The following is an 18,297-nucleotide window of genomic DNA, read 5'->3' as shown; positions in this document are numbered from 1 at the left end:
CCGGCTAAGCTGACGCGGAACCTTTGCCACTCGCCGAGCGCTCGATCCTCCTGATGACGAAGTCCCCGATGCTGAAGGCGCTGCCGAACATCCTGACTGGGTCGCGCCTGGTCATGGCGCTGTTCATGTTCGTCGCCTTCGCGGCGGCGGCAGGGGCGGTGCCCTACTATGCCAACCGCCTGGAGCCCGAGGCGCAGTTCGCCCTGCAACGTTGGGCGGTCTACGCCTTCATCGTGGCGGCGATCACCGACTTCTTCGACGGCTGGCTGGCGCGCAAGCTGGACGCCGAGACCGTCTGGGGCGCGATCCTGGACCCCATCGGCGACAAGGTGCTGGTGTGCGGCGCCATCCTCGGCCTGATGTCGCTGGGTCCCCAGCCGATGGTGGTTCTGCCCTGCGGCCTGATCCTGTTCCGCGAGTTCACAGTCAGCGCCCTGCGCGAAGTGGGGGCGGGCAAGGGCGTCAAGCTGCCCGTCACCCTGCTGGCCAAGTGGAAGACGACGATCCAGCTCACGGCCCTGGCCATGGAACTGATCGTAGCGGCATGGGGCGCCTTCTCGCTGCCCGACGGCACGGTGCTGCGCGAGATGTTCGAGCTGGGCGCCCACGGGATGCTGTGGCTGGCCGCCGTGATCACCCTGATCACCGGCTACCAGTACTGGGAACAGACGCGTAAGGCGCTGTCGAGCTAGCCAGCCAGCGCCACGACGCCAGTGGCGAGCGCGGCGGCGACCGCGCAGATCACCGTTCCGGTCGCGAAGCCGCGGGCGTGGCGGCCATGGTCGAAAGGCTGGAAGTCATCCAGGGTCGAGCCTGGCGGCAGGGCCCAGCGGGGCTTCAGGACCCCTAGCACGAACTCGTCCAGAATCAGCCAGTCCACGGCGTTGAACACCATCCCAACGGTGAAGGCGTGCAGGAAGACGGCGGGCAGGGGTTGTGGGCGCGCGAGCATCGACGAGGCCAGCGGCCCGCCGAACAGGAGGACGATGAGCACGATCCCGACCACGGCGCCGGCCTTCGTTTCCTTTGGCGAAAGTGGCGCAAGCCGCTGCTTCAGGGCGTCGGGAAAGTGGCGCATGAAGAGCCGCGGGTTGGCCCGCAACGAACCCATCACGACCGCTGAGGCTGCGACCGCCAGGATCGCCCCGTCGCGCAGCGCCGTTTCAAGAACGAACACTTTGCCCCCCGATCTCAGCACTCGGCCAGGTTCACCGCCAGGCCGCCCAGGCTGGTTTCCTTGTAGACGTGGCTCATGTCCTCGCCGGTGCGTTTCATAGTGGCGATCACCTTGTCGAGGCTGACCGAGTGCTGGCCGTCGCCCAGCATGGCGAGGCGGCAGGCGTCGATGGCCTTCACCGCGCCCATGGCGTTGCGCTCGATGCAGGGGATCTGGACCAGGCCGCCGATCGGGTCGCAGGTGAGGCCCAGGTTGTGCTCCATCCCGATCTCGGCGGCGTTCTCGATCTGGGCGTTCGAGGCGCCCAGCGCGGCGGCGAGGCCCGCGGCGGCCATCGAGCAGGCCACGCCCACCTCGCCCTGACAGCCCACCTCGGCCCCCGAGATCGAGGCGTTCTTCTTGTAGAGCGCGCCGATGGCGGCGGCGGTGAGCAGGAAGGTGCGCCGCCCCTCGGGCGTGCCGTAGTGGAAGCGGTCGTAGTAGCGCAGCACCGCGGGCAGCAGGCCGGCTGCGCCGTTGGTGGGGGCGGTGACGACGCGGCCGCCGGCCGCATTCTCCTCGTTCACCGCGAGCGCCCACAGGTTCACCCAGTCCAGGGCGGCAAGAGGATCGGCGATCCGCCGGTCGGCGTCGGTGACCAGGCTCTTCCAGATCTGATGCGCGCGCCGCTTCACCTGCAGGCCGCCCGGCAGGACGCCCTCGGTGCGCATCCCGCGGTCGATACAGGCGAACATGGCCGCGGCGATCTCGTCGAGACCCGCATCGATGTCGTCCTGGCTGCGCAGCGCGAGCTCGTTGGCGGCCATCAGGCCCGCGATGGTGAGTCCCGCCCTGTCCGCCTGATCCAGCAGTTCGGCGCCCGAGTCGAACGGGTAGGGCGTCGGCAGGGCGCGGGCCGGCGGCGTGTTCTGGGCGATCTCGTCCTCGTCGCGCACGAAGCCGCCGCCGATGGAGAAGTAGGTGCGCTGCGCCAGCGGGGAGCCCGCCGCGTCGAAGGCCGTGAAGCGCAGCGCGTTGGGATGCTGCGGCAGTCGCTCACGACCGGCCCAGACAATGTCCGCCGCCTCATCGAAGGCGATGTCGCGAACGCCGGCCAGATTGAGGCGTCCCGTCTCCCGCACCGCGGCGATCACTCGCTCGGCCTCGTCGGGATCCAGCGTGCGCGGGGCGAACCCGGCGAGACCCAGGATCACCGCGCGGTCGGTGGCGTGGCCGCGCCCGGTCAGCGCCAGCGAGGCGTAGAGCGTGGTCTCGACCCGGGCCACCCGGTCGCGGTCCGGCCCCAGCCGCTCGAGGAACCGGGCGGCGGCCGTCATCGGGCCCATGGTGTGGGAACTGGAAGGACCGACCCCCAGCTTGAAGAGGTCAAAGGCGCTGACGTTCATGGGCCGCCTGTGTGGACGGCCCGGCCGGCTTCCGCAAGGGCAGGGGCGGTGCGGTGGCCCTAGCCCCGCTGGCCCATGGCGGTCTTCGCCTGGTCCTCGCGCCAGCCCTTCTCCTGCGCGATGAGCTCTTCTGACGCGATGCCCTTGAAGTCCTCCGGCTCGTAGAAGGGACGGATCTCGAGGGCGCCGACGTCATAAGGCGCCTTGCGCAACCACCCGATGGCCTCGGCCAGGTCCTTGCACTGCCAGATCCAGTAGCCGCCGATCAGTTCCTTGGTCTCGGTGAAGGGCCCGTCGATGATCATGGGCTGGCCGTTCTCGAAGCTGAGCCGCGCGCCGTGCGAACTGGGGCGCAGGCCGCCAGCGTCAAGCATCACGCCCGCGGCGATCAGCTCGTTGTTGTAGACGCCCATGCGCTCGATGGCCTCGGCCGACGGCATCACGCCCGCTTCGCTGTCGGCGCTGGATTTCACGAACACCATGAACCGCATCGTCGCACTCCCTGTTCTTGGCCAGAGGACGAACAAGGACGCGCGATTCCGACTCGTCCCCGAAGAAAATCCAGAGGGCGAACAGCTCGTCGTCGGCCCCGCTCAAGCTGCAAACGTTGTCCGGACTTCCCTCAGATCGGACAGCTCGCCACTTCGAGCTGCAGCATGGCGAGCACGCGGCCGAAGCCGATGTACTGCCCCGCCATCATCGACAGCTCCAGGAACTCGGCGTCGCTGAAGTGACGGCGCATGGCGGCCACGTCGGCGTCGCCGATGTTGTGGTGGTCGATCGCCATCTTCTCGGCGAAGTGGATCGCCGCGCGCTCGCGGGGCGTGAAGCCGGCGTTGTCGGCGTCGTCCACCCCGACGGCGGCCTCGTCCTCGGCCACCACATCGGGGGCCATGCGCACGGTCTTGCAGAGCACGCAGCCGTTCAGCGTGGCGATCCTCAGGCGGATGAGCTCCTTCAGGCGGGGCTCCAGCACGCCGGCGCCGCCCGTGTGCCAGGGGTGGTAGAAGGCCTGGTAGGCCTGGACCAGCGCCTCGTTCGGCGCGAACGCGCGGGCGAAGTGGCGGCCCAGCCAGTTCTCCTCCGGCGTCGCGTCATGGATGGCCTTGAGGTAGGGCGGCAGCGCCTCGGGCTCGACGAGCGGCATGCGGGACATGGCGTTCCTCCGTTGATGACGGGCCATCTTGCGCCGGAAACTGCGTGCCGCTGCGTCAGCGGAGGCTCGGTTTTTCTTGACCTCCGTCCGGGCCGGCGGGCGCACTGTCTCGCCTGGTGAGGAGGGCGCGATGATCAAACTGGTCTATGTGATTGTCCGACGCGCGGATATGTCGGCCGCGGCCTTCCGCGAGTACTGGCTGACCCGGCACGGTCCGCTGGTGGCGGCGCAGGCTCAGGCGCTGAAGCTGCGGAAGTACGTCCAGAGCCACCCGTTCGACGATCCTGCCAGCGAGGCGATGCGCGCCGTGCGCGGCATGCGCGGCCCGGCCGATGGCGTCACCGAGGTCTGGTGGGACTCGCTGGAGGACTTCCAGTCGGTCTACGGAACGCCCGAAGGGGCCGAGGCCGGACGGATCCTGGCCGAGGACGAGGCCAGGTTCATCGACTTCGAGAAGTCGGCGGTGTTCCTGACGCAGGAGCACCTGATCTTCGACCACACGGGCGGCAAGGGCCCCGGCCCCGACGCGGTCAAGGCCACCTACCTGCTCACCCGGCGCGACGACCTCACCCAGGCGCAGTGCCACGAGACCTGGCTGAAGGATCACGGACCGCTGGTGGCGAGCTTCGCGGGCCCGCTCAGCATGGCGAAGTACGTGCAGAGCCACGCCATCGCGCCCGACGTGAACGCCGGCATCCAGGCCGGGCGCAACTACGAGCCGCCGCTGGACGGGATCACCGAGGTCTGGGTGAACTCGCTGGAGGAGATGGGCGCGGGCGGCGATGCGGCGCGCGACGCCGGCGCGGCCCTGGTCGAGGACGAGCGCCGGTTCGTACAGATGGACAAGTCGCGCCTCTTCCTCACCCGCGAGCACGTGATTTTCGACCACACGCGCTGAGGGCGCTGCCCTGGCCCGCGCTCCTCAACTCATCGGATTGGCGGGCGGCGCCGGCTCGGGCAGGGGGATGAACTCCTGGTCGTCGGCGTCGGGCAGCTTCATGCGGCCGGCCCGCCAGTCGGCCTTGGCCTGCTCGATCCGCTCCTTCGATGTGGAGACGAAGTTCCATTCGATGAAGCGCGGGCCCAGCGGTTCGCCGCCCAGCAGCATGACGATGGCGTCGGTCAGAGCGGTGAAAGTGATCGTGTGGCCGGGCGCGAAGACCAGCATCTGGCCCGCCTGAAAGGTGCGGCCGTCCACCTCAACCTGGCCGGCGGCGACATAGGCGGCGCGCTCGGGATACTCGGCCGGCAGCTGGGCCTTGGCCCCCGCGTCCAGACGCCAGTGGACGTAGAACAGCGGCGATCGGGTCGCGACCTTGGCCTCGGCGCCGAAGGCCTTCCCGGCGATCAGGCGGGCCCACATGCCGCCGCCCTCGTAGGTGGGCAGGTCGTCGGGCTTGTGGTTGGCGAAGCTGGGCGCGATCTCCTCCAGCTCGGTGGGCAGCGCCACCCAGGCCTGGATGCCATGCATGTGGCCGCCCTGTTCGCGCAGGGTCTCGAAGCGTTCGGAGTGGGTGATGCCGCTGCCGGCGGTCATCCAGTTCACCTCGCCCGGATTGATCTCCTGGATCGCGCCCACGCTGTCGCGGTGGGTGATCTGGCCGTCGAACAGGTAGGTGACTGTGGAGAGGCCGATGTGCGGGTGCGGCCGCACGTCGACGCTGCGCGGAAAGCCCGCCTGGAAGTCGACGGGCCCCATGTGGTCGAAGAACACGAACGGCCCCACCATCCGGCGCTTGGCGTAGGGCAGGACGCGCCCGACCTCGAAGCCCCCGAGGTCCTTGCGGCGCTGGTCGATGACGAGGTCGATCATGAGAACTCCCGGGGGGCGGCTGCCAGCTCAGATCAGCGCGTGATCTTCACCAACGCAAGCGTGGCCGGGCCGGGATCGGAGGCGTTGCGCACGCCGTTGGCGCTCCAGCCGGCCCACTGGCTGCCGGTGACCACGGCGACGCCATCGGGCGCGGCGGTGACCAGGGCGACATCGCCGACGGGTTCGCCCTTGAGCAGGGTCTCGGCGGCCTCCAGCCGGTCGCAGTCGGCGCTGATCCTGAGGCGCATCAGGCGATAGGGCAGGGCGCCGTTGTAGGTGGCGATCACGTCGAGGTGGTCGCGGGCGGACAATGCGACCAGCCCGTCCAGGCCCGCCAGCTTCAGACCCGTGACCTTGAGCGGACGGCTGGCGCCGCCGGCGAGGTCCACGCGGTGCAGGCCGGTGGCGTAGTCGCTGACCACCATCACATCCAGCGGACACAGCACCATGCCCTGGGCCGAGGTCGCGCCCCGGGGGCGGCTGACGAGTTCAAGGCGCGGTTCGACCGGGCCGCCGGGCGCCAGGCGCCAGATGGCGCCGGTTCCTCCGTCCGAGGCGTAGACGGCGCCGGCTGGGTCCACGACGACGTCGCCGAACTGCTTCGCCTCGCCAGGCGGCGCGGGGTAGCGGGCGAGGATCTTGCCGTCCGCGAGCGAGACCTTGAGCAGGCCGGTCCGCCTGTCGCCCGCGCCGCCGGGCAGGCCCGCGCCCCAGGCCTCGGCGGCCCAGAGCACGCCCCGCGGGGCGTCGACGGCGAGACCGAAGACACCTCCGGTCGCCGGGTCGGCTTGCAGGAACGGCGTGAGCTTGCCCTCTTCGACGCGGAAGATGGTCCTGGCGGCGACCGCCGAAACGAAGAACCGGCCCTGGTGGTGCGCAATCCCCTCGATCAGCAGGTCGCGGCGGGCGTCCTGCGCCAGCACGGTGACCGGCGGCTCGGCGAGCGCCGGCGCGGCGAAGAGGGCGAAGAGGAGGGCGAGACCTCCTCCTCCAGAGCGCGGGAGAGGCCAGCGCAGGGAATCTACCCCTGCGCGCTCACGTAGGGGCTCACCAGGCCCAGCGGGGCGGCGGTGGTGTTCTTGACCGAGCGGATGACGATGCGGCTCTCGATGTTCGAGACCAAGCCTAGGCCGAGGATCTTCTCACGCAGGAAATCGTCGAAGGCGTGCATGTCGCGGGTGACGATGCGCAGCTCGTAGTCGGCGGCCCCAGTGACGGTCGCGCACTGCACAACTTCGGCCAGCTTGCCGATGGCGGTCTCGAAAGCGTCCAGGTTGTCCTTGGTCGGCAGGCTGAGCTTGACGGTGCAATAGACCTCGAAGCCCAGGCCCAGCTTGTCGCGGTCCAGGATGGTCACGCGGCGTTGGATGACGCCCGCATCCTCGAGCCGCTTGATGCGCCGCCAGCAGGGGCTGGAGGACAAACCGACCCGGTCGGCGATCTCGGCGACGGACAATCCGGCGTCGTGCTGGATAAGATCCAGGATCTTAGCATCGACCGCGTCGAGGACCTCGGACAACTTTTCCTCCTGTTTTTGGCGCGAGAGCATATTTTTCGTGCCTCGGAACCGCTCTCCCGGGGCACGCTTTTGGCAAGCAATTGCGGCGCTCTTATAGGATTGTGCGATCCGTTAGGGGAGGCCCGAAAGGAAAAAAATTGCGATGCGCCACCAGGAAGTGACGCTCGACGACAAATTTCTGCTCACGGACGGTCGGGTGTTCATCACCGGCGTCCAGACGCTGCTCCGCGTCCTCATGGACCAGCACAGGCTGGATCAGGCGGCGGGCCTCAACACGGCAGGGTTCGTCTCCGGCTACCGCGGCTCGCCGTTGGGCGGGCTCGACCAGCAGGCCGCCCGCGCGGCCAAGTATCTCAAGTCCGCCGAGGTCACCTTCAAGGAAGGCCTCAACGAGGACCTCGCCGCGACCGCCGTCTGGGGCAGCCAGCAGGCCAACCTCTTCCCGGGCGCCCGTTACGACGGCGTGTTCGGCATGTGGTACGGCAAGGCGCCCGGCGTCGACCGCACCGGCGACGTCTTCAAGCACGCCAACTTCGCGGGCGTGTTTCCCAAGGGCGGCGTGCTGGCGGTGGCCGGCGACGATCACACCTGCAAGTCCTCCACGCTCCCCAGCCAGTCCGAGTACGCCTTCCAGGATTTCGAGATGCCGGTGCTGTCGCCGGCCGACGTCCAGGAGGTGCTGGACTACGGCCTGATGGGCATCGCCATGTCGCGCTTCTCGGGCCTGTGGGTAGGCATGATCGCCCTGGCCGACACCATGGATTCGGGCGCCACCATCGACGTCTCGCTGTCGCGCCACAGGTTCGTCACGCCCGAGAACTTCCGCCTGCCCGCGGGCGGCCTGGGCATCCGGCTCAAGGACCAGCCGCTGGACAAGGAACGTCGCCTCCGCACCCAGAAGATCCCGGCGGCCCTGGCCTTCGCGCGCGCCAATCACATCGACCGGATCATGCTGGGGACCTCGCGCCCCCGCCTGGGCATCGTCTGCCAGGGCCAGGCCTACAAGGACGTGGTCGAGGCCTTCGCGGCCATGGGCATCACCCAGGCGGAGGCCGCGTCGCTGGGCGTCGCCATCTACAAGGTCGGCATGCCGTGGCCGCTGGAGCCGGTGGGCATCCGCGCCTTCGCCGCCGGTCTCGAGACCCTGATGGTCATCGAGCATAAGCGGCCGTTGATCGAGGTTCAGGCGCGCGCGGCGCTCTACGACCTCCCGGCCCACGCCCGCCCTCTGATCATCGGCAAGACCGACGAGAAGGGCGCGCCGCTGCTCTCGGAGCTGACCAGCCTTTCAGTTGCCGAGATCGCGCTGGCCATTGCCGACCGGCTGCCCGCCGGCGGCCACATGGACCGCGTGTACGACTACCTGAACCGCGTCTCGGCCGCCTCGATGGCGGCGGTGACCTTGTCGGCGGACCAGCAGCGCAAGCCGTTCTTCTGCTCGGGCTGCCCGCACAACACCTCGACCCGCCTGCCCGAGGGCTCCCGCGCCCTGGCCGGCATCGGCTGCCACTACATGGCCAGCTTCAACGACCCCTCGACCGACCTGAACAGCCACATGGGCGGCGAGGGCCTGTCTTGGGTGGGGGCCTCGCCCTTCACCGACGAGAAGCACGTGTTCGTCAATCTGGGCGACGGCACCTACAATCACTCGGGCTCGCTCGCCATCCGCGCCGCCGTCGCGGCCAAGGCGAACATGACCTACAAGCTGCTGTTTAACGACGCCGTCGCCATGACCGGCGGCCAGGCGGCCGAGAGCGGCTTCACAGTCCCGCAGATCACCCGCCAGCTCGCCGCGGAGGGCGTGGCCAAGGTGGTGGTCGTGGCCGCCGAGCCCGAGCGCTACCAGACCGTCACCGACCTCGCCCCGGGCGTCGAAGTGCGCCCGCGCATCGAACTGATGAAGGTGCAGCGCGAGCTGCGCGACACCCCCGGCGTGACGGTCCTGATCTACGACCAGGTCTGCGCCACCGAGAAGCGCCGCCGGCGCAAGCGCGGCAAGATGGCCGCCGCCCCCATGCGGGTGATGATCAACCCACTGGTCTGCGAAGGCTGCGGCGACTGTTCTGTGAAGTCGAACTGCGTCTCGGTCGAGCCGCTGAACACCGAGTTCGGCCGCAAGCGAAAGATCAACCAGTCGACCTGCAACCAGGACTATTCGTGCCTGGACGGCTTCTGTCCCTCGTTCATCACCCTGGAAGGCGCCGAGAACGCGCACCGCGAGGCGATGCCGGCCCTGACGGCGGACGCAACCCCGTTGCCGACCTTCCAGGATCTGAAGGGCGTCCAGAACATCGTCTTCACCGGCGTGGGCGGCACGGGCGTGACGACCGTGGCCTCCATCCTGGCCATGGCCGCCCACGTGGACGGCCGCTCGGCCTCGGTGGTCGACATGACGGGCCTGGCCCAGAAGGGCGGGGCGGTCTTCAGTCACGTCCGCATCGGCGAGACCGAGACCACGGTGATCGGCGGCCGCGTGCCGGCGGCCAGCGCCAACGTGCTGATCGCCTGCGACCTGCTCTCGGCCGCCGGTCCGGACGCCCTGGCGCTCTACGCCAAGGATCGCACGGTGGCCGTGGGCAACGCCGATTTCGCCCCCACCGCCGACTTCGTCACCGACCGCGATGTGCGCTTCGATGCGGACGAACAGGGCAAGCGGATCGCCGCGGCGACCAGGAGCTACGACGCCGCTCCGGCCAGCCATCTGGCCGAGAGCCAGCTGGGCGATGCGATCTACGCCAACATGATCATGCTGGGCTTCGCCTGGCAGAAGGGCGTGATCCCTGTCTCCAGCCGGGCGCTGTATCGGGCCATCCGCCTGAACGGCGTCGAGGCCGAGGCCAACCTGCAGGCGTTCGAGCTGGGCCGGAAGGCCGCCTTCGACCTAGGCGCACGGGGCAAGCGGGAGGACGACGTCCCCACGCCCGAGACCATGCCGCTGGACGACCTCATCGCCCACCGGGCCCGCGAGCTGACGGCCTATCAGAACAAGGCCTACGCCGATCGCTACCTCGCCAAGGTGGAGAGCGTGCGGAAGGCCGAGGCGCCGTTCGGGACCGAGGCCCTGACCCGGGCCGTGGCGGTCAGCCTCTACAAGCTGATGGCCTACAAGGACGAGTACGAGGTCGCGCGCCTCTACACCGACGGCCGCTTCGCCGCCTACCGCGCCGAGACGTTCAAGGGCAGCAAGGCCAAGGTCTGGCTCTCGCCCCCGCTGCTGGCCCGCAAGGGTCCAGACGGCAAGCCGCGCAAGATGGCCTTCTCGCCCTGGATGCTGGACCTGGTGTTCCCGACGCTGGCCAGGGCCAAGGGCCTACGCGGCGGCCCGATCGACATCTTCGGCATGACCGACGAGCGGAAGATGGAACGCGCCCTGATCCGCGACTTCGAAGCCGACGTGGACAAGCTGGTGGCGGGTCTGTCGAAGGACCGCCTGGCCGTCGCCGCCCAGATCGCCGCCGTGCCGCAGCAGATCCGCGGCTTCGGCCACGTGAAGGAAGCGTCGGTGGGGCCGGCCAAGGCCGAGGCCAAGCGCCTCTGGAAGCAGTGGGACGCGGTCGTGGCGAAGGAGCCGGTGGTAGCGTAGTGCGCCACGTTCTCCCCTTGCGGGAGAAGGTGTCAGCTGCAGGCTGGCGGATGAGGGGCCGCGCTGGACTATCCGGCTCAGCGCGCGCCGCAGGCGCTGTCTTGCTCGACCACGAACCACACGAACGGAGCCTGCCGCTCGCGAGGCCCTCATGGCCCAAGGCGCGCGTTCGTGTGGTTCGTGTGGTTCGTGGTCAATACGAAGGACGCTGACGCGTCGCCGCGGTGGAGGATCAGGGCGGCGTCACCTCGACGCTCACCGCCCCGCCCGGTCCCTCGGTGATCTTCAGATCGGCGCCCGGCGGAACGTCGCCCAGGTCCACGTCTTCCCGCGGCGTAATGAGCCACGTCCGCCGCCCGGCCACCGCCAGCACGATCTTGCCCTGACCCCAGTGGTCGGCCGCAAAGCCCTTCAGCGCGCCGTACATCGGCTGCCGTCGCCAGGCCTGCGGGTTGGCCGGGTCGCAGCGGGCGATGAGGCGGGCGCCGGCCGGGTCCTGGTCCAGCATCACCTTGGTCTGGTCGGGCCGGAAGCGGTGGGGCATCTCGGGGTCCATCAGCCAGACGCACTCGAAGGTGCGGCAGGCGTGCGGCCGGTCCGCATAGATCGTGCAGCCGCCGCGGAAGTGGCCGCACATCGTCCCCGCCGGCTTGGCCAGGTCGTCCACCGCCAGCACCTTGCAGCACATGCCGCAGGGCCCGCACGACTTGGGCCGCGCGCTCACCGCGAGACGCCCACCCAGATCACGTGGCGCGGCCCCTTGCCCGACGGGCTCGCGCCCACCTTGTGCTCGGTCACCGTGAAACCCGAATGCGCGAACCGGCGGGCGAACTTGTCGTCGTGGGCGGCCGACCAGATCGCCACCACGCCGCCGGGCCGGGTGGCGCGCTTCAGGTTGGTCAGGCCGTGCAGCGAATAGAGGCTGTCGTTGGCGTCGCGGTTCAGGCCGTCGGGGCCGTTGTCCACGTCCATCAGGATCAGGTCGTAGGGCGGTTTCGCCTCGGCCAGCCGGTCGGCCACGTCGCCCTGGACGATGCGGACCCGCGGGTCATCCAGGCTGGCGCCATACAGCGGCGACAGATGGCTGCGGCCCCAGGCGATCACCTCGGGCACGAGCTCGGCCACCACTATGGCGGCATCGGCCGGCAGGTCGGCGATCGCGGCGCGCATCGTGAAGCCCATGCCCAGGCCGCCGATCAGGATGCGCGGCGCCTTGAGCGCGCCGGCCTTGGCCCAGGCCAGCTTGAACAGCGCCACTTCCGACCCGTAGAGGCGGCTGTTCATCAGCTCGATCGTGCCCGACATGATCGAATAGTCCACGCCGCGCTGCATCAGCCGAAGCTCGCCGCCGTCGGGGATCTGGGCCGTGTCGAGGTGAATCCAGGGGTTCATGCGCCTCCGTAGCGCGGTTGCGGCGCGGCGCCATCCTCGTCGTTCGCCCTTGACGTCCGCGAGGGCGCGGAGCCGACATGGTCGCCAAACAGAAAATGGGGGATACGCGCATGACGGGTCGGGTCGCAGGCAAGGTGGCGCTGGTCACTGGAGGGGCCTCCGGGCTGGGCGCCGAGAGCGGGCGCCGGCTGGCGCGCGAAGGCGCCAGCGTCGTGCTCACCGATCTCGCCGCCGAGGCCGGCCAGGCCGTCGCCGATGAGATCCTGGCGGCAGGCGGGACCGCGATGTTCCTCGTCCACGACGTCACCGACGAGGCGCGCTGGGCCGAGGTCGTGACCGCGACGACGGCCCGCTTCGGCCGGCTGGATGTGCTGGTGAACTCCGCCGGGATCAGCGGCGGCGAGCCGCTGCTCGAGGCGACGCTGGAGGGCTGGCGGCGCGTCACCGGCGTCAACCTGGACGGCACGTTCCTGGGCGTGCGTCACGCCGCGCCGGTGATGGCTGAGGCCGGACGCGGCTCGATCATCAATCTGTCGTCGATCCTGGGGAAGGTGGGCTTCCCCGGGGCGGCGGCCTACTGCGCCTCGAAGGGCGGGGTGGCGCTGTTCACGAAGGCGGCGGCGCTGGAGCTGGCGGCGGCCGGCGTGCGGGTGAACTCGGTGCATCCCGGCTTCATCGAGACGCCGATGGTCGTGAACGCCTTCCGCGAGTCCGAGAGCGAGAACGAGATGCGCGACATGGTGATCTCGCGGCACGCCATGGGCCGGCTGGGCGTCCCGCGTGAGATCGCCGATGCGATCGTGTTCCTGGCGTCGGACGAGTCCAGCTTCATGACCGGCTCGGAGCTGGTCATCGACGGCGGCTACACCGCGGCCTGACCTTTCGCCCCTGGGTCCTTCGGCTCGGTCCGCGCCGTGCGAGGCTGCCGGCTCATCGCGAACGTCGCCGGCTCGGACGGTCGCTTGTCGGGGGGCGACGTCTGGGCTTTTGCGGGCCGGGACATGAAGCAGCGGCGATCGATGGCGGCGATGGACGGCATGGGCGAACCTCCTCGGCGCCGGCATATGCCGTGCGTCGCGGGCCTGAGAAAGTTAAGCCTGCGTAAGGCGCCGGGCCTCTTGCCAATCAGTCCGAGTTTCGAGAACCTAAAGGGAACGGAGGCTGGATGTGGAATGGCTTGACCCACGCGGGAGGTGCAGCAACCGGGAGTATGTTCGGATCGCCGTGATCTGTTCCATCCTCGCAGCTCCGCTGGTTGCCCTGCTTGCGTTCGATGGGGTGGGAGCCGGGGTGCGGGCGGCTGCTCTCGGAGTCCTATGGATTCTCACGGGCGTCATGTGGTGCGTGGCGATCCGGCGAGCCCACGACGAAGACTATGCCGCAAAGGAGGCCTACGCCTGGATGGGTGGACCGACCCTCTTGCTGGTCGTCTGGATGACGCTGCCGGCCATCGGAATAACGCCTGGTCCCTGGGTTCGCGGCGTCGCCCGCGTGGTCGGCCTCCTGCTGAGCTACGTGGGCCTGTTTGCTGTTCTCCAGGGCCGGGATGGCGCGAGGCCGAACGCTTTCGGGCCCCCAACGCTCCACCGCCCGACTCGAGAGGTCCGTGCCCGTTATCGCCGGATGCAAATGGAGCGATGATCACGTCTGCATCAGGGTGATCGTCCGGTCGAAGCGCGCTCGGCGCGCGTCGTCTCGGCGAGCAAAGACGTAGAGCCGGCCGCCCCCGAAATCCGTCCCCAGGCTCGGGTCCGAGTCGATCTGAAGGACGAGGCGCCAAATCCGTGCGGCCTTGTGCGCGGCTTCCAGGTCATCGTCTTCGCCGCCGCCGTGAAAAAGGCGCTCGCACACGACCGCCATCGGCGCGTCCTGCAACTCGTCCGGAAAGCCTCCGAGCTTGTGCAGGGGCCCGTTCCAGTCCGGCGTCGACAGCCCGACCAGAGCGTCGAGCTCGGCCTCATCGACCGCTACGTCCTCGGCCAGCCAGTCGAGGCTCGGAAACGAGTCATGACGAACGAACGCGATCGGTTGCTCGTCGTAGGGCCAGGCCGAGGCGTCGCGGGGCTGCGCCTCTGCGACGGATGCCTCCGCCGGCGCGTAGAGGACGCGCACTTGATCGGGCGAGCCGTTGTCCTCGCTGTGAAAGGCGTAAATCCGCCCCGTGGCCGGCAGCCACTCCGGGCCGCCGGCTGTGCGGGCGTCGGCCAGATCGACCTGGGCAAGGAAGCGAAACTGGCCATCGCGGCCTTCGGGCCAGGTGAGCTCGCTTGGCAAGTCCGGATGTCCGCCGAGTTTCGAGAAGCCAAGCCGGCGGCCTTTTGAAAGGAGCAGGCTCGGTTGCATGTTGCGTCGCGTTCGCCGTGCGATCCGGATGGCTTCAGGGCTTCGGAGCGGTTCGCCTACGCGCCCCGCATTCGAAGCGGTCTGTCCCCTGAGGTTGAACAATATCGTCAAGCCGCCGACGACCGCAGCCATCAGGATGGCGGGCGCAAATCCCAGAAGTGAGATCGCAAGCAACTCTCTGACCAAACGCGGGGCCGTCTCCAAACCGATCCTCCGTCCGCACCTTCAAGGCAGCGCCGGGCCTTGCCGCGACACAGCCTTGCGATCATCACCTTGGAGGCCTTCCAGGTTGTCGCGCCTCGCGCGCCGACGGGTTCAGGCCCTCCTGGACACCGTTCGCTGCATGGGCCCCCCAGACCCCGTTCTGCACCTTCCACCAGTTCGGTGTTCCATAGATGTAGCGCTCGGCAGCGTTGAACTTCGGCTTCCCGTTCCGGGCGCCGCGCATTCGGGCATGGACCTCTTCGCTGGGCATAGCCTTGACGTTCCATGGCTGGTTCTTGATCGCGTCGGGCCAGGTCTTGCCCCAGCCATTTTGAGGGATCAGCCAATGATGGCCGTGTTGACCCTTCTCCAAGAGACCCCTTCCCTCGTGGCCCATCCATTTGCGGGTGTCTTTCCAAGCGTGCGAGCCGGCGACTTTCAGCCCGCCCTTCGCGAGAGACTTGAGGACATAGCCCTCCCCCGTCAGATCGGTCAGGGCCAACGCGCCGTTGCCTACAGCGCCAACCATGTCGCCCTCGTGGTAGTCGGCGATTGCCTCGCGCGCCGATCCCCAAACTGGGACGAGGGATTCCGCTGTGCCAGGATGCTTGCTCCAGTCGATACCCCGTTGCTGCGTTCTCGCGACCGCAGCTTCCTGCTTGGCGTTCTACGCCTTCTGCTTCCGGGACATGTCCTCGTACGGCCCTTTGAGGTCGTCGGGGACCGAACGCGGTTGATCACCTCGGGCGTATGAGCCTGAGCTAGCCATTCTCTCTCTCTCCTCATCGCATCGCCGTGCCGACGCTGACGGACGACGTCGAGCCCTACAGCCTCTCATGGTTCGCTTCATTTGGCAAGAACAAAACAAGAACATATAGATCGCGACCGCCCGTCGCGCCTGCCTTCCCCCACGTGAATCTTGGCGCCGCCACGGCAGGGTCCATAAGTTGTCGGCACAGACTTGGAGTTTGATCCCATGGCCGACTTCGGCGCCGACATCGACCTCGAGGCTTTCCGCAAGGAAGCGCGCGAATGGCTGGAGGCGAACTTCCCCGCCTCGCTGAAGGGCAAGGGCGCGCTGGCCAGCGCGGAAGTGCGCTCGAACGAGCCCGACCTGGTGGCCTGGCGCAAGGCCATGGGCGCCAAGGGGTGGGGCACGCCCACCTGGCCCAAGGAGTACGGCGGCGGCGGGCTCACGCCCCAACAGGCCCGCGTGCTGGGCCAGGAAATGAGCAAGGTCGGCGCCTTCAACCCGCTGATGTTCGGCATGGGCGTCACGATGATCGGCCCGACGATCATGGATTACGGCACCGAGGAGCAGAAGAAGAAGCACCTCCCGCCGATCATCCGCGGCGAAGTCCAGTGGTGCGTGGGCTACTCCGAGCCCAACGCCGGCTCCGACCTGGCCAGCCTGCAGATGAAGGCCGAGGACAAGGGCGACAAGTGGGTCTTCAACGGCCAGAAGACGTGGACGAGCGGGGCCCAGTACTCCGACTGGTGCGGCCTCCTGGCCCGCACCGACCCGTCGGCCAAGAAGCACGACGGCATCAGCTTCTTCCTGCTCGACATGAAGCAGCCGGGCGTGGAGACGCGGCCGATCGGGCTGATCTCGGGCGCCTCGCCGTTCTGCGAGACCTTCCTGACCGACGCCGAGGCGCCGAAGGACGCGCTTCTGGGCCAGCTGAACGTGGGCTGGACGGTGGGCAAGCGCCTGCTGCAGCACGAACGCGCCAGCCAGACCGGCTCGGTGATGGGCGGCCGTCCGCCCAAGCCGCTGAACGAGATCGCCAAGGGCTACATCGGGCTGGACGAAAAGGGCCGGCTGGCCGACCCCGACTTCCGCGCCCGCCTCGTGAAGCACGAGATGGACGCCAAGGCCCACGGTCTGACGCTGATGCGCGCGGCCGCCGAAGCCAAGGGCAACAACAGCCCGGGCAACGCGCCGTCGGTCCTGAAGAACTCGGCCACCTGGGTCGCCCAGACCCGCGCCGAACTGACCCTCGAGCTGATGGGCAGCCAGGGCCTGGGCTGGGACGGCGAGGCCTACAACGAGCACGAGATCGAGGCGGTCCGCGCCTGGCTGTGGGGCAAGGCGATGTCGATCTACGGCGGCAGCCAGGAGATCCAGTTCAACATCGTCTCAAAGCGCATCCTGGCGCTGCCCGACACGACCCAGAGCACCTGAGCGCAGGCTCTAGCCGCGGCTCGGCCATGACCTCGGAGGTAATCGCGGTTGCGCTGCGACCGTGATCCTCTGTGGCCGACAGCGAGGAGCAGCGCCATGGCCGAACCCAGCACCCCCACCGAGATCGTCGCCGCCTTCATGAAGGCGATGGAGCGCAAGGACTACGACGCGGGCGTCGTCTACGTTTCCGACGACTGCCACTACGAGAACATGCCCATGGGCGTCGCCAAGGGACCGGCGGGCGTGCGCGCCGTGCTCGAGCCGTTCTTCGCCCCGATCGTCGAGAACGACTTCCAGGTTCTGCGGCAGGCGGCCGACGGGCCCATCGTCTTCATCGAGCGACTTGATCGCCACAAGCTGCCCGACCGCTGGGTCGAGCTGCCGGTGACCGGGGTGTACGAGGTCCGCGACGGCAAGATCGTGTTCTGGCGCGAGTACTTCGACATCGCGACGCTCTACCGCGCCTGGCCCGAGCTGCAGCAGGCCACCTAGGCCCCCGGCTTGCGCGGCACTCGGATCGGTCGCAGCCAGCCCTCGACGATCGCGAATGCGCCGAACGCCAGGAGGCCGACGCCCGTCAGCGCCAGCACCGGTTCGCCGAAGGGGCCCCGGCCCAGCAGGTTGAGGGCGCCTTCCAGGCCGCGCGCGTCCGAGGCGCGGGTGTTCAGGCCCGCGCTCACCAGCAGAAGTCCGGCCGGCGCCAGCGCGATCCCGCGGGCGGCGTAGCCCACGCGGGCCAGCCCGCCCAGCCAGTCGGCCGTCGCGTCCTCGCACTCCAGGTCGCGGCCGAAGTGGTCGAGGAAGGCGCGCGCGAAGCTGGCGATCCCGGCCCCCAGGATGAACAGGCCCCCGGCGATCACCAGCAGATCGCCGGACGGAAGCTCGAGCGCCTTGGCCACGGCCTCGCGGCTGGCGGCCTGGTCGTCCGCCTCGCCCAGGTCCTCGATGGCGTCCAGCAGGCCGAAGACGCTGATCGCGAGCCCGGCATAGGCCACGCCGCTGATCGCCTGGCCGATGCGCCCGACAATCGCGTGCGCAGAGCGGCCCAGCCGGTCCGCGTCGAATAGCGACTGCAAGACCCGCCAGCCCGCGAAGCCGTAGAGCCCCAGACCCACCAGCCACAGCAGGACGAAGCCCGCGGGCCACGCGCCCCACGATTCCAGGGCGCCGATTGCGCCCTCGGCCTTCGGCGTGACGTCCAGCGCCGCCAGCAGGGCCATGGCCCCGATGCTGAGGTAGACCGCGCCGCGGGCCAGATAGCCGGCGCGCGCCGCCGCCTCCAGCAGCGCGCGCCACGGCGTGTGGGCGAACCGCCGCCGTAGGCGCGCGATCGGGGCGCTGAGCGTGGCCATGCGCTGCCCCAACGCGCCCATGGACGCCCCTGTTCCGCGACGCCATGTGCGAGGCAGGCCTAGCCGCACCCGGCTTGCATCGAAGGCCGGCCGGCCGCAGCCTCAGCGAAACACGCGGGAGGACGATATGGCGGATCTGGACTGGCCCTCGGTGGCCGCCGACCTGGAGCAGCTCTTGAAGCTGCGCT

At 69.1% G+C, this 18,297-nt stretch carries 21 protein-coding genes; 8 read left to right on the top strand and 13 right to left on the bottom strand.

Annotated elements, in window-relative coordinates; translation table 11 throughout:
* Positions 1 to 71 precede the first annotated feature (71 nt).
* Positions 72 to 692 carry a CDP-diacylglycerol--glycerol-3-phosphate 3-phosphatidyltransferase gene (gene pgsA / locus EPN98_RS16325; RefSeq protein WP_293363984.1) on the top strand — a complete coding sequence of 207 codons (621 nt, stop codon included), beginning with the start codon at positions 72 to 74 and terminating at the stop codon, positions 690 to 692.
* On the opposite strand, the gene EPN98_RS16320 is transcribed toward pgsA, so the two are convergent.
* From EPN98_RS16320 to EPN98_RS16305, 4 genes are all read right to left on the bottom strand, one after another.
* Positions 689 to 1,177, bottom strand: coding sequence for a hypothetical protein (locus EPN98_RS16320; protein WP_293363973.1), 489 nt, complete (start codon positions 1,175 to 1,177; stop codon positions 689 to 691). The genes pgsA and EPN98_RS16320 overlap by 4 nt on opposite strands.
* Positions 1,178 to 1,191: 14 nt before the next feature.
* On the bottom strand, positions 1,192 to 2,562 hold the full coding sequence (locus EPN98_RS16315; protein WP_293363972.1) for an L-serine ammonia-lyase: 1,371 nt from the start codon (positions 2,560 to 2,562) through the stop codon (positions 1,192 to 1,194).
* A 59-nt stretch (positions 2,563 to 2,621) separates the two neighbouring features.
* Entirely contained in the window at positions 2,622 to 3,053 is a 432-nt protein-coding gene (locus tag EPN98_RS16310; protein ID WP_293363971.1) for a YciI family protein, read from the bottom strand.
* A gap of 131 nt (positions 3,054 to 3,184) precedes the next feature.
* A complete protein-coding gene (locus tag EPN98_RS16305) occupies positions 3,185 to 3,718 on the bottom strand; it encodes a carboxymuconolactone decarboxylase family protein (protein ID WP_293363970.1) in 534 nt (177 codons plus the stop codon).
* A 130-nt stretch (positions 3,719 to 3,848) separates the two neighbouring features.
* Here EPN98_RS16305 and EPN98_RS16300 point away from each other — a divergent pair, with 130 nt between their 5' ends.
* Positions 3,849 to 4,616 (top strand): EthD domain-containing protein, encoded by a 768-nt coding sequence (locus EPN98_RS16300; RefSeq protein ID WP_293363969.1) that lies wholly within the window; start codon positions 3,849 to 3,851, stop codon positions 4,614 to 4,616.
* A 24-nt stretch (positions 4,617 to 4,640) separates the two neighbouring features.
* On the opposite strand, the gene EPN98_RS16295 is transcribed toward EPN98_RS16300, so the two are convergent.
* The 3 genes from EPN98_RS16295 to EPN98_RS16285 form a co-directional block, all read right to left on the bottom strand.
* A complete protein-coding gene (locus tag EPN98_RS16295) occupies positions 4,641 to 5,531 on the bottom strand; it encodes a pirin family protein (RefSeq protein WP_293363968.1) in 891 nt (296 codons plus the stop codon).
* A 32-nt stretch (positions 5,532 to 5,563) separates the two neighbouring features.
* Positions 5,564 to 6,454: a hypothetical protein gene (locus EPN98_RS16290; protein ID WP_293363967.1), complete on the bottom strand. Its 891-nt coding sequence runs from the start codon at positions 6,452 to 6,454 to the stop codon at positions 5,564 to 5,566.
* 98 nt (positions 6,455 to 6,552) lie between these two features.
* Positions 6,553 to 7,050: an Lrp/AsnC family transcriptional regulator gene (locus tag EPN98_RS16285; protein ID WP_293363966.1), complete on the bottom strand. Its 498-nt coding sequence runs from the start codon at positions 7,048 to 7,050 to the stop codon at positions 6,553 to 6,555.
* Between the two features lie 142 nt (positions 7,051 to 7,192).
* Between EPN98_RS16285 and EPN98_RS16280 the strand changes: the two genes are divergently transcribed.
* Complete coding sequence (locus EPN98_RS16280) at positions 7,193 to 10,633, top strand: indolepyruvate ferredoxin oxidoreductase family protein (protein WP_293363965.1); 3,441 nt, start codon at positions 7,193 to 7,195, stop codon at positions 10,631 to 10,633.
* A 232-nt stretch (positions 10,634 to 10,865) separates the two neighbouring features.
* Here the strand turns inward: EPN98_RS16280 and EPN98_RS16275 are convergent, their stop codons facing one another.
* Both EPN98_RS16275 and EPN98_RS16270 read right to left on the bottom strand, forming a co-directional pair.
* Positions 10,866 to 11,357: a YkgJ family cysteine cluster protein gene (locus tag EPN98_RS16275; RefSeq protein WP_293363964.1), complete on the bottom strand. Its 492-nt coding sequence runs from the start codon at positions 11,355 to 11,357 to the stop codon at positions 10,866 to 10,868.
* Complete coding sequence (locus EPN98_RS16270; protein WP_293363963.1) at positions 11,354 to 12,025, bottom strand: spermidine synthase; 672 nt, start codon at positions 12,023 to 12,025, stop codon at positions 11,354 to 11,356. The genes EPN98_RS16275 and EPN98_RS16270 overlap by 4 nt, the downstream gene beginning before the upstream one ends.
* Before the next feature lie 110 nt (positions 12,026 to 12,135).
* Here EPN98_RS16270 and EPN98_RS16265 point away from each other — a divergent pair, with 110 nt between their 5' ends.
* Positions 12,136 to 12,903, top strand: a complete 768-nt coding sequence (locus EPN98_RS16265) for a glucose 1-dehydrogenase (RefSeq protein WP_293363962.1) — start codon at positions 12,136 to 12,138, stop codon at positions 12,901 to 12,903.
* Here the strand turns inward: EPN98_RS16265 and EPN98_RS16260 are convergent.
* Positions 12,888 to 13,064: a hypothetical protein gene (locus EPN98_RS16260; RefSeq protein ID WP_293363961.1), complete on the bottom strand. Its 177-nt coding sequence runs from the start codon at positions 13,062 to 13,064 to the stop codon at positions 12,888 to 12,890. The two genes, EPN98_RS16265 and EPN98_RS16260, sit on opposite strands and share 16 nt — an antisense overlap.
* Positions 13,065 to 13,192: 128 nt before the next feature.
* Between EPN98_RS16260 and EPN98_RS24550 the strand changes: the two genes are divergently transcribed.
* The gene (locus EPN98_RS24550) at positions 13,193 to 13,666 is read left to right on the top strand and encodes a DUF805 domain-containing protein (protein ID WP_366558487.1); all 474 of its coding nucleotides are present in this window, start codon (positions 13,193 to 13,195) and stop codon (positions 13,664 to 13,666) included.
* Here the strand turns inward: EPN98_RS24550 and EPN98_RS16255 are convergent, their stop codons facing one another.
* Both EPN98_RS16255 and EPN98_RS16250 read right to left on the bottom strand, forming a co-directional pair.
* A complete protein-coding gene (locus EPN98_RS16255) occupies positions 13,667 to 14,368 on the bottom strand; it encodes a DUF1963 domain-containing protein (protein ID WP_293363960.1) in 702 nt (233 codons plus the stop codon).
* Positions 14,369 to 14,636: 268 nt separating this feature from the next.
* Positions 14,637 to 15,074 carry a hypothetical protein gene (locus tag EPN98_RS16250; protein ID WP_293363959.1) on the bottom strand — a complete coding sequence of 146 codons (438 nt, stop codon included), beginning with the start codon at positions 15,072 to 15,074 and terminating at the stop codon, positions 14,637 to 14,639.
* 474 nt (positions 15,075 to 15,548) lie between these two features.
* Between EPN98_RS16250 and EPN98_RS16245 the strand changes: the two genes are divergently transcribed.
* Complete coding sequence (locus tag EPN98_RS16245) at positions 15,549 to 16,757, top strand: acyl-CoA dehydrogenase family protein (protein WP_293363958.1); 1,209 nt, start codon at positions 15,549 to 15,551, stop codon at positions 16,755 to 16,757.
* A gap of 96 nt (positions 16,758 to 16,853) precedes the next feature.
* Positions 16,854 to 17,249 carry a limonene-1,2-epoxide hydrolase family protein gene (locus EPN98_RS16240; protein WP_293363957.1) on the top strand — a complete coding sequence of 132 codons (396 nt, stop codon included), beginning with the start codon at positions 16,854 to 16,856 and terminating at the stop codon, positions 17,247 to 17,249.
* On the opposite strand, the gene EPN98_RS16235 is transcribed toward EPN98_RS16240, so the two are convergent.
* Positions 17,246 to 18,109, bottom strand: a complete 864-nt coding sequence (locus EPN98_RS16235; protein ID WP_293363956.1) for a DUF1206 domain-containing protein — start codon at positions 18,107 to 18,109, stop codon at positions 17,246 to 17,248. The two genes, EPN98_RS16240 and EPN98_RS16235, sit on opposite strands and share 4 nt — an antisense overlap.
* Here EPN98_RS16235 and EPN98_RS16230 point away from each other — a divergent pair.
* Positions 18,108 to 18,297 (top strand): hypothetical protein (locus EPN98_RS16230; protein WP_293363955.1); only part of this gene is annotated, 190 nt, incomplete at its 3' end. The two genes, EPN98_RS16235 and EPN98_RS16230, sit on opposite strands and share 2 nt — an antisense overlap.

This window comes from Phenylobacterium sp., from assembly GCF_004299445.1.
GTDB lineage: Bacteria > Pseudomonadota > Alphaproteobacteria > Caulobacterales > Caulobacteraceae > Phenylobacterium.
The sequence above is the reverse complement of the archived record's forward strand: the minus strand, read 5'-3'. Positions and strand labels throughout refer to the sequence as shown.

Coding starts and splice junctions, on each gene's coding strand:
- EPN98_RS16245 (WP_293363958.1), top strand. CDS start 15,549: ATGGCCGACTTCGGCGCCGACATCGACCTCGAGGCTTTCCGCAAGGAA.
- EPN98_RS16280 (WP_293363965.1), top strand. CDS start 7,193: ATGCGCCACCAGGAAGTGACGCTCGACGACAAATTTCTGCTCACGGAC.
- EPN98_RS16295 (WP_293363968.1), bottom strand. CDS start 5,531: ATGATCGACCTCGTCATCGACCAGCGCCGCAAGGACCTCGGGGGCTTC.
- EPN98_RS16315 (WP_293363972.1), bottom strand. CDS start 2,562: ATGAACGTCAGCGCCTTTGACCTCTTCAAGCTGGGGGTCGGTCCTTCC.
- EPN98_RS16300 (WP_293363969.1), top strand. CDS start 3,849: ATGATCAAACTGGTCTATGTGATTGTCCGACGCGCGGATATGTCGGCC.
- EPN98_RS16305 (WP_293363970.1), bottom strand. CDS start 3,718: ATGTCCCGCATGCCGCTCGTCGAGCCCGAGGCGCTGCCGCCCTACCTC.
- EPN98_RS16260 (WP_293363961.1), bottom strand. CDS start 13,064: ATGCCGTCCATCGCCGCCATCGATCGCCGCTGCTTCATGTCCCGGCCC.
- EPN98_RS16265 (WP_293363962.1), top strand. CDS start 12,136: ATGACGGGTCGGGTCGCAGGCAAGGTGGCGCTGGTCACTGGAGGGGCC.
- EPN98_RS16270 (WP_293363963.1), bottom strand. CDS start 12,025: ATGAACCCCTGGATTCACCTCGACACGGCCCAGATCCCCGACGGCGGC.
- EPN98_RS16310 (WP_293363971.1), bottom strand. CDS start 3,053: ATGCGGTTCATGGTGTTCGTGAAATCCAGCGCCGACAGCGAAGCGGGC.
- EPN98_RS16235 (WP_293363956.1), bottom strand. CDS start 18,109: ATGGCCACGCTCAGCGCCCCGATCGCGCGCCTACGGCGGCGGTTCGCC.
- EPN98_RS16240 (WP_293363957.1), top strand. CDS start 16,854: ATGGCCGAACCCAGCACCCCCACCGAGATCGTCGCCGCCTTCATGAAG.
- EPN98_RS16255 (WP_293363960.1), bottom strand. CDS start 14,368: ATGCAACCGAGCCTGCTCCTTTCAAAAGGCCGCCGGCTTGGCTTCTCG.